A 16758-nucleotide genomic window follows, 5' to 3' on the forward strand; every position below is an offset into this window, starting at 1 on the left:
CCTTAACCTTCTACTTTAAGAAGCGGTGAGCTTGCGCTGAACGAAGTTAAATATCCCCATAGGCTATCTCCGCTTTTTTCCAATAGTTGTGTTGCAACAAAATGAGTCCAATAAGAGGTGCTGGCTCCTTCATCGCGCCATGACCAAAGTCTTCGTGTAAATTGATGCAAAATATGCTCGTGTGTTGTACCAATTGCAGCGTGTACTTGATGCGCAATTGTTGTCACTGCTTGAATAATTTCTTCAAAACGAATGCAAGCGTAAGCAACCTCACTATTTTGACTGTTCATCTGAAGGGCTTCTGTAACATTATTAAATGCTGCAAGAGCAATCGCCGTTTCACCTGCTAAATTTACAATATGCTGTTGAACGAGCTGGAAGCGATGAATCGGTCGACCGAATTGCTCACGTTCTTTCGTATATTGAATAGTTAAGTCAGTTATTTTATCGATTGCACCGGTCATCAGTGCTAATTGGAACGCAGAATTAAGTGTTGTTATAGTGTGTATCTTATCAGTGGGTAACACAGCAGATATTTGTGAAGCAGTAGCATCATGGAATATCACGGTATCCCGCGGCTCGCTTGCTAAATTCGTACCTAGCTTAATTTCAGCTTGGCTTAAATCTATTTCTACAAGATGCGTGCCCTCCGTGCTATGGGCAAGTGTTACTAGGTGTTTTGTATGACGTGCCCAAGGGACTTGAATCGCTTCTCCCGTTAATTTACCATTCTCTAACGTAAAGGCTTGATTAGGGCATAGTATATACGTAGCTAAATCCTCAATTACTTGTAACTGCGTAAACTGCAATAAGTAATTTGCAAATGTTGTTTCTATAAATGGAATAGGTGCAGCGTATTTTCCAGTTAAACGAACAATATTTAATAAATCCTCTATGTCGCCACCAGCACCGCCATTTTCTTCTGAAATAGCAACAGCAGTCATTCCATTTTCTTTAAACAGTTCCCATAGTTCAGGTGCCCAATTACCTTGTTCCACTGTATCGACTAAATCTTTATCAACTTTTTCTTTTAACATACGCTCTACAACATCAACAATCATGTCTCTCATTTCACTCATTGTGCTATAACCCCTTTCGCTACAACGCCATACAGTACTTCTGAAGTTCCTCCACGAATAGTAAAACCTGGTGCATGTAAAATGGATTCAGCCATAAAGCGGTCGATTTTACGATGCGCGTCAAGTGTTGGATAAGTCTGTACGATTAAGCGTGTGATTTCAGGAATACTTTGCTCAAATTTCGTACCGAGAGCCTTCACAAGTGCTGCAGGAATAGATACATCATCACCTTTACCGGATTCTAGAAGTTGAGCTACACCAATTGATAAATTACGTAAACCCCAAAGACGAGCTACTATTTTAGACGCTTGCTGTAACCCTCCTAAATTGTTTTGGCGCTTTAACTCTTGAATAAGCTCATCGATTAATGGGAAGGTACTCAATATGCGCTCTGGGCCACTGCGCTCAAACGCAAGCTCTGCTAATCCTTGAGTCCAGCCATTACCGATCTCTCCAACAACCATATTGTCAGGTACAAAAACATTGTCAAAGAACACTTCGTTGTAATGATGTTCACCAGTTAAAAATTTGATAGGAACAACAGTTATACCTTCTGCATGTAAATCGACAATCAACTGACTGAGCCCGGCATGTTTACTTTTTCCATCAAATGGACTTGTGCGCACTAAAGTAACCATATAATGGCAAAGGTGTGCGTTACTCGTCCATATTTTCTGACCGTTGACAATCCATCCACCATCTACTTTTTCAGCACGTGTGCTGACCGAAGCGAGGTCAGAACCACTATTCGGCTCACTCAAACCTATGCCGAAGAAGCATTCACCTTTTACGATTTTTGGTAAGAAATAGTCACGCTGCTCTTCTGTTCCATAACGTAAAAGAAGGGGCCCTGTTTGGCGATCAGCAAACCAATGTGCAGCAACTGGGGCACCAACGGCTAAAAATTCCTCTGTTAAAATGTATCGATCGATAGTACTTCTCTCGTGGCCGCCATATTTTTTAGGCCAAGTTAAGCCAATCCAACCTTTTTGACCGATTAATTTAGAGAATTCAGGATCATCTCCACTGAGCCAAGAATCACATTTAGGCGTGAAGGTTCCTTTTGCTAATTCATCCTGTAAAAACGTTCGAACATCTAAGCGAAATTGCTCTTGCTCTTGTGTAAACTGCACAGTTGGTAAATGAAACAATTTGATTCACTCCTTAAATTTTACCGTAATGTGGTAATTATTATCGTATATGTGTATTTTATGATTACTAACATGTGTAGTCAATTACTTTTTGGAATTATTAGAAAATTTAACGAGTGAAGTGAAGAAGTTTTAACGCTTATCACCAAAACGTGGGATGATTTCCGTTCCGACTGGGCGCTTTGTTGTTGCTGTCGCTTCGCTTTCGCACAGAGCAGAGCTTCCTGGGGGCGTCCGATGAGCCGCTTCACTCGCGATGCTCGCTGCAGGGTCTCGGGCCAACAGATGTTTTTTGCGCGAAAGCGTAGTGCTAACGAAGTGGCAGCAGCACCGATGTTGGTCACGAAGGTGTTATCACAGGATGTGATGCTTTTAGCCTTCGTTCCTCTATCGCTGATCCCCAAGGAGTCGCCCAGTCTCCACTCCAATCCACTTATAAAATGGCATACATTTTAACAAATATCATCCCAGGCTTTTTATGCACGGAAATAAAATTGATTAAAAAATGGAAAATTGCAGAATAAACATGTTACTATGTAGAAAATTCTGTTTTTGGAGGTGTGGGGTATGCAATTGGCTATCGAAACTTCCCAAAAAATAATGCAAGTTTTATCACCACAATTAGTACAGCATTTGGAAATACTGCAATATACAACGAATGAGCTAGAACAGTATATTTATGATAAGGCTAACGAAAACCCACTGTTAGCAGTCACTGATGCTAAGGTGAAAATGCATTATGAGGAAATTATGCAATTAGCAAGCTATTCCGATAAAAGTTATTCCGCGCAACATTATGCGCCTCAACATCATTCATTTAATCCAATTGAGATGAAGTTTGCTGTAAAAGAAAGCTATGAGCAGTTCTTACTGGAACAAGTACCTATGCATAAAAATCTATCTTCTATAGATTTGAAAATTTTAACGTTTTTAATTCAATCCTTAGATGAACGTCTATTTATAGATGTTGATTTAGAAGTTGTCGCTACTATATGTAAAACGGATGTTATGCATGTAGAGGCATTATTGGACTTACTTCAAACTTTCGAGCCAGTAGGAGTAGGGGCACGTAATTATCAGGAGTATTTACTCATTCAAGTAGACAGTGATGCGCTTGCTCCAAAATTGGCCTCTCGATTTATCGAAACGGATTTAGAGCTAGTAGCAGCACAAGCTATTAAACAGTTAAGTAAAAAGTATAAAACGTCTCTACATGAAGTGCAGAAAACGATCCGCTATATAAAAAATTTAAACCCAGTGATGATGGGAGATCAATTCGAAGCGATTCCATATGTTATGCCAGAAATCGAAGTAGAGAGATTAAGAGAGGAATGGCTGATTAAATTAAATCGTGGATATTTACCAGTCGTTACTATCGATAAACAGTATGTTGAAATGCTAAAAAATGATCCGAATTGTAAAACATATTTCAAAGATACAATGAGAGATGCTCTTTTATTATTACAAGGAATTGAGCAACGTGATAAAACATTGTATGAGTTAGCTAGATTGCTAGTGGAATTGCAAGCAGATTTTTTCCGTAAGGGTATGGAGGCATTGAAGCCAATGCAGTTAAAAGATGTAGCGGATAAATTAAGTCTACATGTATCAACAATTAGTAGAGCCGTGCGTGGAAAATATATAAAAACCCCTCATGGTGTGTATGCTTTACAATCGTTATTTACAAAAGGAGTAATGAATATTTCTGGAAAAATGGATTCGATTATGTATATTAAAAAGCGGCTCAAACAGTTGATTGAGGGAGAGGATAAACAAAAGCCTTTAACTGATCAACAGATTACAAATACTTTGAGTGCTGAAGGTATCCAAATATCCAGACGAACAGTAGCGAAGTACAGGGAAGAGATGAATATTATGAGTTCCTTTAATCGAATGTATGGATAGGATAGATGATGTAAAAGAATAGTCATTGATGTATTTTTGCATCAAAACTTGAAAATCGCATATTAAAAGATTTGTAGATTTTCCTAACTAAGTAAATTTAAAGCTCATCAGCATAGCGTGAGGTTGATTTCCGTTCCGGCTGGGCGCTTTGTTGTTGTTGCTGTCGCACAGAGCAAAGTTCCTGGGGGCGTCCGATGAGCCGCTTCGCTGCGCTGCAGGGTCTCGGGCCAACACGATGTTGGTCACGAAGGCGTTATCACAGGATGTGATGCTTTTAGCCTTCGTTCCTCTATCGCTGATCCCAGAGGAGTCGCCCAGCCTCCACTCCAATCAACATATACATGGCATATGTTTTGACTTCATTCTAGCGGGTGTCCAAACATCCTTATCCCTGAATTTTTGTGATAAGACAATTTTCGGCAACAATAATCGATGTAAATAAAAATATTTTGAAACTTTTGATAATTAGATAGGTTTGGCATCAGAATTGCTCATTAAACTGTAGACATTCAAGTAGAGAAAAGGGGCTAGTAAATGTCTACATAAAACACAAAGGGGTGGTTTAATGGGAACTTTGCAAAAATCACTGAAAACACGACATATTACAATGATTTCCATTGGTGGGGTTATTGGTACAGGGCTTTTCGTTGGGACAGGAAAAAATATTTTAAGTACCGGTCCTGCAGCGGTGGTTTCATATGCAATTGCGTGCTTACTCATAGTGCTGATCATGCAAATGGTTGGGGAAATGGCAGCTGGAGAAATTGTATTAGGAAAGAAATCAGGAGGTTCTGCAGAGTTAGGTTCATTTGCTTCGTATGCAGGTAAGTATATTGGTCCATGGGCAGGGTTTACAGTAGGCTGGCTTTATTGGGCAAGCTGGGTATTTATTGTGGGGTTAGAAGCAGCACTCATAGGGGGAATGCTGCATAATTGGTTTCCGATGATACCAACATGGCTTGGAAGCGTAGGCATAACGTTATTGATGACAATCGTTAATATTTATTCAGTAAAATCATTTGGTGAATTTGAATATTGGCTTTCCTTCGTTAAAGTTACGGCTATCGTTGTATTTTTAATTGTTGGTATAGCCATGATTTTAGGGATTTGGCCAAATTCTGAACCGAAGGGATTGGGCATTTTAACAGAGTTTGGTGGATTTGCTCCAAATGGCATTGTCCCAATTTTTACGGCAATTGTCTTTGTTATATTCTCGATATGTGGTGCTGAGGTTGCAGCCATCGCGGCAGCAGAGTCAGAAAATCCAGCAAAAAATATTGTCCGTGCTATCCGCAACGTTGTCTTTCGATTAGGTTTATTTTTTGTAGGATCAGTAGCTATTATGGTTTTACTTATTCCTTGGAATGATACAAAAATGTTGGCAGCGCCGTATGCAAATATTTTAACAATGGCAGGGCTTCCAATTGCTGCTCAACTTATTCAAATAGTCATTTTCATTTCATTAATTTCTGTTTTAAATTCCGCTCTTTATACAAGTTCACGTATGTTACTAGAAATGTCGCGTCAAGGCGATGCACCAAAAATATTCTCACAAATTAAAAATCATCGAGGTGTGCCTGTCCCAGCTGTTATTGGTAGTACGGTGGTTGCATATATTTGTGCGATGTTATACTTCATTTCACCTGAAGTTATTTTCTACTTTTTGGGGAATTGCGTTGGAGGATTAATGATTGCAGTTTATATTTTCATTGCTATTTCACAAATTCGTTTCCGACGTCATTATGACAAAGTTGCAGATGAGGTATTATCGATTAGAATGTGGCTATTTCCATATCTATCGTATGTCACAATTGGTATTTTAACAGTCGTTTACTTCTGCCAAGCACTCATCGAATCTTTACGTTCACAATTTTATTTAAGTACATTAGTACTAATTGGCTCAATTGTGTTGTTCATGATCATGCGAAAGCTGTCGACAAGACCTGCGGAGCAAATAGAGGAAAAGCTAGCCTCGGAGTAGAATTCTATAAAATGCAAAAAATTCGCGATATTCCTGCGAGATATCAAGCCGCGAAAGAATTTAAAGAATGCTTTAAGTTCTTTCGCGACGTATAGATGCCCCGTAGAAAGAGCGAATTTTTTTGTTATTGGATAAGGTGTGGGTTTGTAAATCGGTAAAAATGGTTAACTGATACACCTATTAATTGATAAAGATTTAAAGTTCGAGAGGGAGTGATCTAGATGTCGATAACTCAACTACATAAAGATGAGCATTTTTTTATTGTAAAAAATGATGAGGTAATGATTAAAAGTGATATCCAAATAGAGCTTCTTGAAAAAATAATAAAAAACTATAGTAAAGGGACGGAAAGTTTTGAGGTAGATGGTTATTTTGTTCATGTATTAGAGACTTCGCAAAGTAGCTTATTTTATGTCAAACCATTCATGCAGTATAGCTATATAGATTTTATGAACCCGTTGTCCATTAAAGTATTAAACTCCATATCTGATGGCGTTACAGTATGTGATAGCGATGGCAAAATTTTATTTCAAAATGATAATGATATTGAAATTGTTGGCATTGATTTAATGGGGAGATATGCAAAAGACGTAATCGCTGAAGGATTAATGAGTGATTCCATTTCGATGAAAGTAATTGAATCAAAAGAAAAAGTTACGATTTTGCAGACGTTTATTAATGGAAAATGCTTTTTAGTTTCTGGTAAGCCAATATTTGATGAATACGGTGAATTACAATACGTAGTAGCAATTACACGTGATATGACACAATTAAAACTGTTAGAGAAAGAAGTAAAAAAATTAGAAGTTCAAAATGAAAATTTTAAAAATAAGCTACATGCCCTACATAATAAAGAAACAACAAAAAGTAGTTTAATCGCAGTCTCTTCAGAAATGATGCAAGTTGTAAAGCGGGTTATGAGAGTTGCAGAGGTAGACTCAACTGTATTAATTGGTGGCGAATCGGGCGTTGGTAAAGAAGAGATTACAAAGCTTATTCATGCAAATAGCCGACGTTACGATAAGCAAATCTTAACAATAAACTGTAGTGCAATCCCTGAGAATTTATTAGAGTCTGAGCTTTTTGGCTATGAGGCAGGAGCATTTACGGGTGCAGCAAGAGGTGGTAAGGCAGGATTATTTGAGATTGCGTCTTGCGGTACAGTGTTTTTAGATGAAATTGGAGAGATGCCCTTACTACTACAGGCGAAATTATTACGTGTCCTCCAAGAATCTGAGGTTCAGCGTTTAGGGAGTGGAAAGCCTATTCCAATTGATGTACGCATAATCGCTGCGACAAATCGAAATTTAGCGGAAATGGTAAGGCAAGGTCATTTTCGTGAGGATTTATATTATCGTTTAAATATTATCCCGATTGAAATTCCTCCTTTAAGATTTCGTCGTCAAGATATTATCCCGCTAGTCTACCACTTTTTAGCTGTTGTTGAAGAAAAATATGGTATCCATCGAACAATAGAGTCATCTGCAATGAAAATATTAGAGTGTTATGATTGGCCAGGAAATGTACGACAACTTAAAAATATGGTGGAGCGTATTTGCTTGCTAGCAACGCAGCCAGAAATAACAGCATATATTGTGCAACAAGAGTTAGATAGTAACCCCATTATTATACGTGATGTAGAAAATCCTGTAGAAATACAAAACAACGAGGAACAAGTAGTAAGCCCGAAGTTTAGCGGTACGTTAAAGGAGCAAGTAGTGGCGTTTGAAAAGAAGATTATTAAGGAAGCTCTATCTAAATTTCCGAGTATCCGACAGGCTGCTAAATCACTAGGCTGTGATCAGTCAACGTTAGTACGAAAAATACAAAAATTCCAATTAACGAAACAAATTTCATATAAGGACTAGTGATGTATTTTTGCATCATAACTTCATTTGTGCAAAAAAGCTGTAATATTGCAATACTCACTAATTCATACAAGGAAAATGATCAAATACATCATTAATATGTTTATAGATTTAGAAGAAAAGGGGCATTTTCAAAAAAGAAAACGTCTCTTTTTCATTTGTTGCAGTTGTTGTGAAGCGTTTTGATTTTTTCACTCATCACCAAAAGATAGGAATGATTTTGTTGAAATGTATGCAAAATATATAAGTTGATTGGAGCGGCTCATCGGACGCCCCCAGGAAGCTTTACTCTGTGCGAAAGCAAAGCGACCGCAACAACAACAACAAAGCGCCCAATCGGAACGGAAATCAACCCCACGTTATTTAATAAGGCAATATTTTTCGTTAAAAGAGATTTTTTCATCAGTTGGCATGAGAATTGCTATTAAAAAAGTGTATGAAATTTAAACGAAAAGAGGTTGGCATTTATGACAATTCAACTAAAAGAAGAGTTAAAAACGTTAGATCAAAAACATTTTCTACATCCAACAACGTCGATCGAGCAACAGCAAACACAAGGTCCAGCAGCCATCTTTATAGAGGGCAATGGTATTTACTTAAAAGATATAGAAGGAAATATATACATTGATGGCATGTCGTCTTTATGGAATGTAAATATCGGGCATGGCCGTAAAGAAATTGCAGAAGTAGCGAAGGAGCAAATCTCTACATTAGCATTTAGTTCCTGCTTCGCATCATTTAGCAATGAACCAGCTATCCGTTTAGCGACGAAAATCGCATCTTTAACTCCGGGAGACTTAAATACTGTATTTTTCACTTCAGGTGGCTCAGAGTCGAACGATACAGCGATTAAATTAGCACGTCATTACTGGTTACTTAAAGGGCAGCCAGAGCGTCAAAAAATTATTTCTCGTACACATTCATACCATGGTGTAGCTATGGGGGCTACAAGTGCGACAGGCTTACAAGCATTCCGTGACTTTACCAATTCACATGCCCCTGATTTCCATTATGTATACAGTGAATCGGTACGTAATTTACGTGAAACGATTGAAACATTAGGCCCTGAGACTGTTGCGGCATTTATTTCTGAGCCTGTACAAGGAGCAGGTGGAGTTAATATTCCACAAAAAGATTATTTTAAAGAAGTGCGAAAAATTTGTGATGAGTACGGTATTTTATTCATTGCGGATGAAGTTATTACAGGGTTTGGTCGTACGGGAAAATTCTTTGGTATGGAACATTACGGGGTAGTGCCGGATATGATGTCTTTCGCTAAAGGAGTATCAAGTGGGTATGTTCAACTTGGTGGTGTGGCGATATCCGAAACCATTCATCAAGATTTATGTGAGCTTTCTAAAGGGACATTAATGCACGGATATACTTACAGTGGTCATGCACTCGCTTGCCAAGTTGGATTGAAAAATATAGAAATCCTTGAGCAAGAAAATCTCGTTGAAAATGCTGCAAACATGGGGGATGCCATGTTAGAAGGATTCCGAGCATTGCAAGAAAAATATAGCTTTATCGGTCGTGTGCGTACACTTGGATTACTTGGAGCCATTGAATTAGTGAAGAGCCGTGAGACGGGTGAATTGTTTGAGACTGCTCTTAGTCCGACTTTTGTTCAAGAAACGATGAAACGAGGATTGATTCTACGTACGGTCACGTATGATCAAGATACAGTTGTTTTTTCTCCACCTCTCATTCTATCAAAAGTAGAGCTAGATGAAATGTTACGTATTTTAGACGAAACATTTGAGCATATACGTAAAACAATTGTTAAAAAGCCTCCGGCGGATGTCACGGAATCGGAAAGGAGTTCTAGAGGATGTTAGCCTAAAATCATTGCATCCTTGCGATAACGGCTAACTGACCTGCATCGGTAAAAACGCCACTTCCTGTGGCATTACCGAAATGACCGACATCGTGTCGGCCCTCGTGCAGGCCTAAGCACAAAGCCGATTCCGGACGTAATTATACCGAGGCATAATTGATATAGGTGTAAACGATCATGATTTGAAGGAGGAGTTTTATGACAACGATCGTTAGAGAAATACGAGAGCAATTTAACCCAGCGAAACCATCACAATGTATTGGCCAAGTTGAGCTTTTGACGATAGATGAAACGAAAGAAGTTATCGTTGCAACTCAGGAAGCATTTGAAGGGTGGAAAAATACGTCCTCGGTTATACGTGGAGAAATTTTACGTGTGACAGCAGACTTGCTTGAGAAAAATATTGATAAACTAGCTGAAATAGCTTCCAGTGAAATGGGTAAAACGAAAAATGAAATGCTTGGTGAAGTGAAACGTGGTGCTTCCATTTTACGTTATTTTGCACAAGAAGGAATGCGAGCAAAAGGAGAAGTATTACCTTCTGCCAATGAAGCGAAATTATTGTACACAATGCGAGTACCACTTGGTGTCGTTGCTGCCATAACGCCTTGGAATTTTCCTGTCGCTATTCCACTATGGAAAATTGCACCTGCATTAGTGTATGGCAATACAGTTGTGTGGAAGCCATCTATTGAAAGCGCTTTAACTGGTAAAATGATTGGTGAATTATTCCAACAAGCAGGCCTGCCGGAAAATGTATTAAATGTCGTACAAGGTCGAGGTTCAAAGGTAGGGCAAGTATTATTGGAGTCACCTGAAGTAAAGGCGATTACATTTACAGGTTCGAATGGTGTGGGTCAAAGTATTTTAGATACTGCTGGATCTACGAATAAAAAAATTCAGCTCGAGCTTGGAGGCAAAAATGCAGCGATCATTTTGGCTGATGCCAATATAAATCAAGCTGCAAAATTAACAATTGAAGGTGCGATGAAGCAAACGGGACAGCGTTGTACAGCAACTAGTCGAGTTTACATCGAGGAAACAGTTTATGATAAGGTATTAGAGCAATTAATCGAAGAAGCTAAAAAAATTGAAGTTGGTGTCACGATGGGGCCAGTGTCATCCAAAGGGCAATATGATTCTATTTTATCCGCTATCGAAAAAGCAAAAGATGAGGGTGCGGAGCTTGTATTTGGCGGAAATCCTACAAAAGGTATGTTAGAAGGATACTATATTGATCCAACCATCTTTACGAATGTAACCCACGAGATGTCGATTGCTCATGAAGAGATTTTTGGACCAGTTTTAGCGGTCATCAAAGTAAAAGATTATGAAGAAGCGGTTCGATTATCGAATGATTCTAATTTTGGATTGAGTGCTTCTATTTATACAAATAACATTCCGAAAGCATTTGATTTTATTAACCGTAGTGAAGTTGGACTTGTACAGGTAAACGATGAAACGGGTGGAGCGGAGCCCCAAGCGCCGTTTGGAGGGGTGAAAAACTCAAGTACTGGTGCCCGTGAGCAGGGGCAGGCGGCGAAAGAGTTCTTTACAACGTTTAAAACAATTACGATTGGCACAAAAAGTGAGTAAACAGTTTATCATGAAAGAAATTTAAAATAGAAGACAAAAAAATAAATGTCACATATGCCTCGGTGTTGTGGCCCAGATTTTTCTTGAATTGTACGCAATAATTTAAAAAAATCAGGGGCATTCGCACGAGGCATTAGCTTTATATAAAAAGATAATTTAACGAAAGAGGGTAGAGCTATGACACAAAGTCGTTTAGCAATTGATGTCGGTGGAACGTTTACAGATGTATTTGTTTTTAATGAAGAGACGGGAGAAGTATTTGTCACAAAAACGTCGTCGACACCTGCAAATCCGGAGCAAGGGATTTTAAATGGAGTAGCAAAAGCAGAATTAAATGGCAAGGATATTAAAATTTTTTCTCATGGCACAACAGTTGGAACGAATGCGTTAATTGAGCGTAAGCTGCCAAAAACAGCTCTTATTACGACGAAGGGCTTTAGAGATGTCATCGAAATCCGTCGAGGGACAAAAGAAGATATTTGGGATACTTATAAAGATACTGCGAAGCCTTATATTCAACGACGGGATCGATTTGAAGTGACAGAACGAATAGATTATGAAGGGAATATTCTTCAGGCTATTGATGAAGGGGAGATTCGTTTATTAGCAAAAAAATTAAAACGTCGGGGAACTGAATCCATTGCAGTATGTTTCATCAATGCCTATGTGAACGGGGAAAATGAGGCGAAAGTCAAAAAGATTTTAAAAGAAGAATTACCGGATATCTATGTTTGTATTTCAAGTGAGGTGCTTCCGGAAATTTTTGAGCATGAGCGTATGAGTACAACGATTATTAATGCCGTTCTTGGGCCAATTATGAGTAATTACATTAGTAAGTTAAGCAATGAAATGCAAAAAAAGGGCTATGACGATGAAATATTAGTATTACATTCTGGTGGCGGTGTCATGACTTCAAGTACAGTTCCTCGCTATGCTGCTCGATTGGCAAGTTCCGGGATAGCTGCTGGCGCAATTGCAAGTAAGCATATCGCAAAGTTGTGTGGATTTGACAATGCTATTGGCTTAGATATGGGTGGTACAAGTACTGATATTTCACTGATGTATAAGGGGGATATACGAATCACAAAGGATTGGTCTATAGAATATGGCTATCCAATCGGTTTCCCGAGCATTGAAATATTAACAATAGGGGCCGGTGGAGGTAGCCTCGCTTGGCAAGATGAAGGTGGTTCTTTACGTAATGGACCACAAAGTGCAGGGGCAGTACCAGGTCCAGCTTGCTATGGCCAAGGAGGTGCGGAGCCCACAAACTCAGATGCAAATTTAGTGTTAGGACGTCTTGGTGTAGATTTGTTAGATGGAACGATGCAGTTAAATAAAGAGGCAGCAAGAGATGCTGTGACAAAAATCGCAAATGCATTCGATCAATCAGTTGAAGAAGCGGCAAGTGCCATTATAGAAGTTGCAAACGCCAATATGAGTGATGCAGTTCGCTTGATTTCAGTACGGAGAGGCTATGATCCGCGTGATTTCGCACTTGTAGCTTTTGGTGGTGCAGGCCCATTACACGGTGCTTATTTGGCAAAAGATTTAAACATCCCAAAAGTCATTATCCCTACGCATCCAGGTGTGGGATGTTTACTAGTAGATGTACGCCATGATATTTCTAAAACGTATGTGAAAAAACTTGATGAAGTAAGTGAAGAGGAACTGACAAATCAATTTAGTGAATTACGAGAAGAGGCAAGTGCTTTATTAGAAGAAGAAGGAATAGCAGAAAACACATCGTCATTAACGAATTATATAGATTTGCGTTATAAGGGACAATGGAGATCTCTAGCTGTTCTTGTATCCGATCAAATCACTTCCTTAGATGCTATTTTAGAAGCTTTCCATACAGAACATGAACGCGAATTTGCATTTTCTGATAAGGAACAAACTGTAGAAATATTTGGCCTACGAGTAACGGCTATAGGAACAGTACCAAAGCCTAATTTCCCACAATATGTTGCTGAAGGCTCACTGGAGGATGCTTTTAAAGAAACACGTCCTGTTTATTTTGAGGGAAAATATATAGAAACAAACGTTTATAACCGCGATAAAATACCTGTACACACACAATTTGCTGGTCCAGCCATTATCGATCAGCTAGATACGACGACCGTTATTCCGCCAGGATTTACTGCGGAAGTAGATGCCTATAAAAATATCATTATAACAGTGAACTTATAGCGATAAGGAGGAATGGGTGATGAGTACAACGAAATTGGAGACAAATCATAAGGTCCAAAATCTAGACCCAGTAACATTTGAAGTGTTAAAAAACGGCTTTGTCAATTTAGTGGATCAAATGGCTGAACAAATGCTGCGTACATGCTACTCGTTTGTTATTTATAATCGAGACTTCAGCTGTGCTTTATGCGATGCACAAGGGAATACCGTTATGCAAGGAACGCAAGATATTTCCGTTCACGTAGGGACATTGCATTTAACGGCAAAAGCTGTCTTAGAGGATTTCGCGGATGATATCCATCCAGGTGATGTATTTTTAGTAAATGATCCTTATCGTGGAGGAACACATTTCAGTGATGTACGTGTGATTTTACCAGTGTTCCATGACGATAAACTAATTGCACTCATGCAAACAAATGGACATTGGGCAGATGTCGGCGGTTCTAATCCAGGTTCCTTTGATATTACAGCTAAGGAACATTACGGGGAAGGTCTACGTATTCCCCCTGTCCGCATTTATAGTAAAGGTCAATATTTAACCGATGTAGTGAAGATTATTGTTATGAATATGCGTATTCCTGAAGAACGTATTGGAGATTTGCGGTCTCAAGTGGAAGCGGCGAAAGTTGGGGAAAAACAACTCAAGGAAATGATTGAAAAGTACGGGATTCAGACAGTGCTAGTAGCTTTTGAAGAGGTTCAAAATTATGTAGAACGATTAATGAGAGCGAAAATTAAAGCTTTACCAAAAGGTCAGTGGGAAACGGTGGACTATATCGATATGGATCCGCAAGTAGGAGATGGTCTCATCCCAATTCGTGTGAAAATGACCATTACGGAGGATGAAATAGCATATGATTTAAGTGATTCACATCCTTATATTAGCTGTTTTTTAAATGCAGGATTTGGCTCAGCCCTTTCTGGTACTTATGCAGGAACGAAAACATTTTTCCCAGAGATTCCGCTGAACTCAGGATTTTATCGTGTTGTGAAAATATTCCTCCCTGAAAACTCTGTCGTCAATGCACCTAGTCCAGTAGCTGTTTCTGGCTATTGTTCAGGAGCGTTTGAAAAAATTATGAATGCTTGCTTTGAATTATGGTCAAATATTATGCCTGAACGCGCTATCGCATGTTCATTTAATTTAGAATATTTATTAATAGGTGGGTATGATCAACGAAGAGACGGTAGTGAATATTTTATGTGGTATGACTGGATGGCTGGTGGCCATGGTGGACGTATAGACCGTGATGGTGCGAATACTACCTCACCGGTGTTCGGGGTAGGCTTGAGTGTTCAACCATGCGAAGGGCAAGAGCGTTTGTCACCGGTTGTTACAACGAAGCATGAAATCATTATAGATTCTGCTGGTCCAGGTAAATACCGTGGCGGTTGTGGTGTAGAAAAGGGAGGCGTTTTAACGAATGTAAACCAAACAGTGATGTCCTATTGCTGTGATCGGTCTCGTTCCATTACATGGGGCATTATGGGCGGCTTACCTTCTATTGCACAGGGGGCTATTTTAAATCCAAACAAAAAGGAAGAAGAATTTTTAGGCACAATCTTCTCCAATGTTGAGTTGAAGAAAGGAGATTCCTTTACACGTCCATCAGCAGGAGGTGGTGGTTTAGGTGACCCATTAGCACGTGATGTAAACGCTGTTTTAGAGGATGTAATTGATGAATATGTTTCGGTTGAGCGTGCGAAGCTTGATTATGGCGTAGTCATCCATGAAATTGACCGTGATATGGATGCCTTCGAAATTGATATGGCAGCAACAGTAAAGGAACGCGATTATATCCGCAAAAACCGCCATCGATGGCTGGAAACAGATCCAATTGAAGTTGAGCAGATGTATAACAAAGGTGAAATTAATCAAATGGATGTTGTTCGAAAATATGGTGTTATTATGGATTACCAAACAAATAAAGCATTGCCGATCTCAACAGAGCAATACCGAGAAGCGATGAAAAAACGTTCTTTGGCCTACTGGTGACAGACATAACGTTCTTGCAATCAAGTGTTAATTAAAATAAGAGAGTAGTATACACTACTCTCTAGAAAATAAGGGTATAAAATTTTTGATGGCTTCTATCATGGTATCGTAACGTATGACCACAAAAAAACCACAATTTGACCACAATCTTTTTCTCGGTTCCCCATTATTTTTTACGGTTTTTAATTAGAAAAATCCCCCTTATATGCGGTTTTTTATAACAAACCAATGTCCCTAATTTTTTCAACAGCTTCTATTCTTGAATGTACTTGTAGTTTTTTGAAAATCTTTGTTAAACGATATTCGACTGTGCGTAAACTGACAAATAAATTTTCTGCTATTTTTTTATTTGTTTTTCCAGCGGCCACTAATTTAAGCAAGGCTAGTTCATTTTTTTGGAGGTCATATTGGAATAACTGATTCATTAAGTCCATTCTGTTCTTTTGGCGATCGACTACTTTTAATCGTTGTAATAATTGTACTGGCATCATGGCATTCCCATCTAGAGCGGAGTGTATTGCCGCAATAAGATTTTCTGTAGATGCTGTTTTACTAACAAAACTATAAACACCGGATTCTACTAATATATCGAAGAAAGGTTCAATGTCGTATCCTGTGTAAATAATTTTAATTACATCATAATTTAGTTTTTTTACACTTTTTAATAATGCTAGATCCTTTAAAAAGGGCATGTTTATATCAAATAAAAATATATCAAATGTTTGTTGTGAGAGAGCATTCAAAGATTCCTCATCAGTTCTTACAACCGTGACATGGAAATTTCCTTCTTGTTCTAACAATAATTTTATACCTTCACCAACAGCTTTATGGTTATCTACTACTAAAATATTTACCAACTTCTTACCTCCTTGATGAAAATAGGCTATTATTTTGAAACTGTTAATTATAATGCATTATACCTAATTTTATGCTGAAAAGGGATACAATTCATAAATAGATTTAACTTATTTCAACGGGTATCTAAACACCCATTGAAATAGAGGAACTAGTCTAAGAAAGCCACGTCCTGTGGCAATTTATCTGCGTGAAAGCGACAACAACAGCAGCAGATCATGAATCTTTTTATAGAAAAAAACATGGCTATCGAATAAGTGGTTAAATTAAAACACTATTAGTATAAAATTACACTAA

Annotated in this window: 10 protein-coding genes; 7 read left to right on the plus strand and 3 right to left on the minus strand. The window is 38.5% G+C overall.

All coding sequences use genetic code 11. The features are described 5' to 3' along the window. Positions 1 to 2: 2 nt before the first annotated feature. Both B1B04_RS07350 and B1B04_RS07355 read right to left on the minus strand, forming a co-directional pair. Positions 3 to 1079 (minus strand): acyl-CoA dehydrogenase family protein, encoded by a 1077-nt coding sequence (locus B1B04_RS07350; RefSeq protein WP_079560813.1) that lies wholly within the window; start codon positions 1077 to 1079, stop codon positions 3 to 5. Next, on the minus strand, positions 1076 to 2236 hold the full coding sequence (locus B1B04_RS07355; RefSeq protein ID WP_170938926.1) for an acyl-CoA dehydrogenase family protein: 1161 nt from the start codon (positions 2234 to 2236) through the stop codon (positions 1076 to 1078). The genes B1B04_RS07350 and B1B04_RS07355 overlap by 4 nt, the downstream gene beginning before the upstream one ends. Before the next feature lie 561 nt (positions 2237 to 2797). Between B1B04_RS07355 and rpoN the strand changes: the two genes are divergently transcribed. The 7 genes from rpoN (at position 2798) to B1B04_RS07395 (ending at position 15606) form a co-directional block, all read left to right on the plus strand. Next, positions 2798 to 4135, plus strand: a complete 1338-nt coding sequence (gene rpoN, locus B1B04_RS07365) for an RNA polymerase factor sigma-54 (RefSeq protein WP_079560816.1) — start codon at positions 2798 to 2800, stop codon at positions 4133 to 4135. A gap of 565 nt (positions 4136 to 4700) precedes the next feature. Continuing rightward, positions 4701 to 6116, plus strand: a complete 1416-nt coding sequence (locus B1B04_RS07370; RefSeq protein WP_079560817.1) for an amino acid permease — start codon at positions 4701 to 4703, stop codon at positions 6114 to 6116. 221 nt (positions 6117 to 6337) lie between these two features. Further along, positions 6338 to 7984 (plus strand): sigma-54 interaction domain-containing protein, encoded by a 1647-nt coding sequence (locus B1B04_RS07375; RefSeq protein WP_079560818.1) that lies wholly within the window; start codon positions 6338 to 6340, stop codon positions 7982 to 7984. A gap of 467 nt (positions 7985 to 8451) precedes the next feature. Continuing rightward, entirely contained in the window at positions 8452 to 9822 is a 1371-nt protein-coding gene (locus B1B04_RS07380; RefSeq protein WP_079560819.1) for an aminotransferase family protein, read from the plus strand. A 197-nt stretch (positions 9823 to 10019) separates the two neighbouring features. Next, the gene (locus B1B04_RS07385) at positions 10020 to 11417 is read left to right on the plus strand and encodes an aldehyde dehydrogenase family protein (RefSeq protein WP_079560820.1); all 1398 of its coding nucleotides are present in this window, start codon (positions 10020 to 10022) and stop codon (positions 11415 to 11417) included. Positions 11418 to 11594: 177 nt separating this feature from the next. After that, positions 11595 to 13610 (plus strand): hydantoinase/oxoprolinase family protein, encoded by a 2016-nt coding sequence (locus tag B1B04_RS07390; RefSeq protein ID WP_079560821.1) that lies wholly within the window; start codon positions 11595 to 11597, stop codon positions 13608 to 13610. A gap of 19 nt (positions 13611 to 13629) precedes the next feature. After that, on the plus strand, positions 13630 to 15606 hold the full coding sequence (locus B1B04_RS07395; protein ID WP_079560822.1) for a hydantoinase B/oxoprolinase family protein: 1977 nt from the start codon (positions 13630 to 13632) through the stop codon (positions 15604 to 15606). A 215-nt stretch (positions 15607 to 15821) separates the two neighbouring features. On the opposite strand, the gene B1B04_RS07400 is transcribed toward B1B04_RS07395, so the two are convergent. Continuing rightward, on the minus strand, positions 15822 to 16463 hold the full coding sequence (locus B1B04_RS07400; RefSeq protein ID WP_079560823.1) for a response regulator transcription factor: 642 nt from the start codon (positions 16461 to 16463) through the stop codon (positions 15822 to 15824). Between the last annotated feature and the right edge of the window lie 295 nt (positions 16464 to 16758).

Origin of the sequence: Lysinibacillus sp. KCTC 33748, assembly GCF_002237755.1 — a bacterium.
Classification (GTDB): Bacteria; Bacillota; Bacilli; order Bacillales_A; family Planococcaceae; genus Lysinibacillus.

Bases quoted from the DNA above. Each gene is read 5' to 3' on its own strand.
- B1B04_RS07380 (WP_079560819.1), top strand. From the start codon at position 8,452: ATGACAATTCAACTAAAAGAAGAGTTAAAAACGTTAGATCAAAAACAT.
- B1B04_RS07385 (WP_079560820.1), top strand. From the start codon at position 10,020: ATGACAACGATCGTTAGAGAAATACGAGAGCAATTTAACCCAGCGAAA.
- B1B04_RS07375 (WP_079560818.1), top strand. From the start codon at position 6,338: ATGTCGATAACTCAACTACATAAAGATGAGCATTTTTTTATTGTAAAA.
- B1B04_RS07395 (WP_079560822.1), top strand. From the start codon at position 13,630: ATGAGTACAACGAAATTGGAGACAAATCATAAGGTCCAAAATCTAGAC.
- B1B04_RS07390 (WP_079560821.1), top strand. From the start codon at position 11,595: ATGACACAAAGTCGTTTAGCAATTGATGTCGGTGGAACGTTTACAGAT.
- rpoN (WP_079560816.1), top strand. From the start codon at position 2,798: ATGCAATTGGCTATCGAAACTTCCCAAAAAATAATGCAAGTTTTATCA.
- B1B04_RS07370 (WP_079560817.1), top strand. From the start codon at position 4,701: ATGGGAACTTTGCAAAAATCACTGAAAACACGACATATTACAATGATT.
- B1B04_RS07350 (WP_079560813.1), bottom strand. From the start codon at position 1,079: ATGAGTGAAATGAGAGACATGATTGTTGATGTTGTAGAGCGTATGTTA.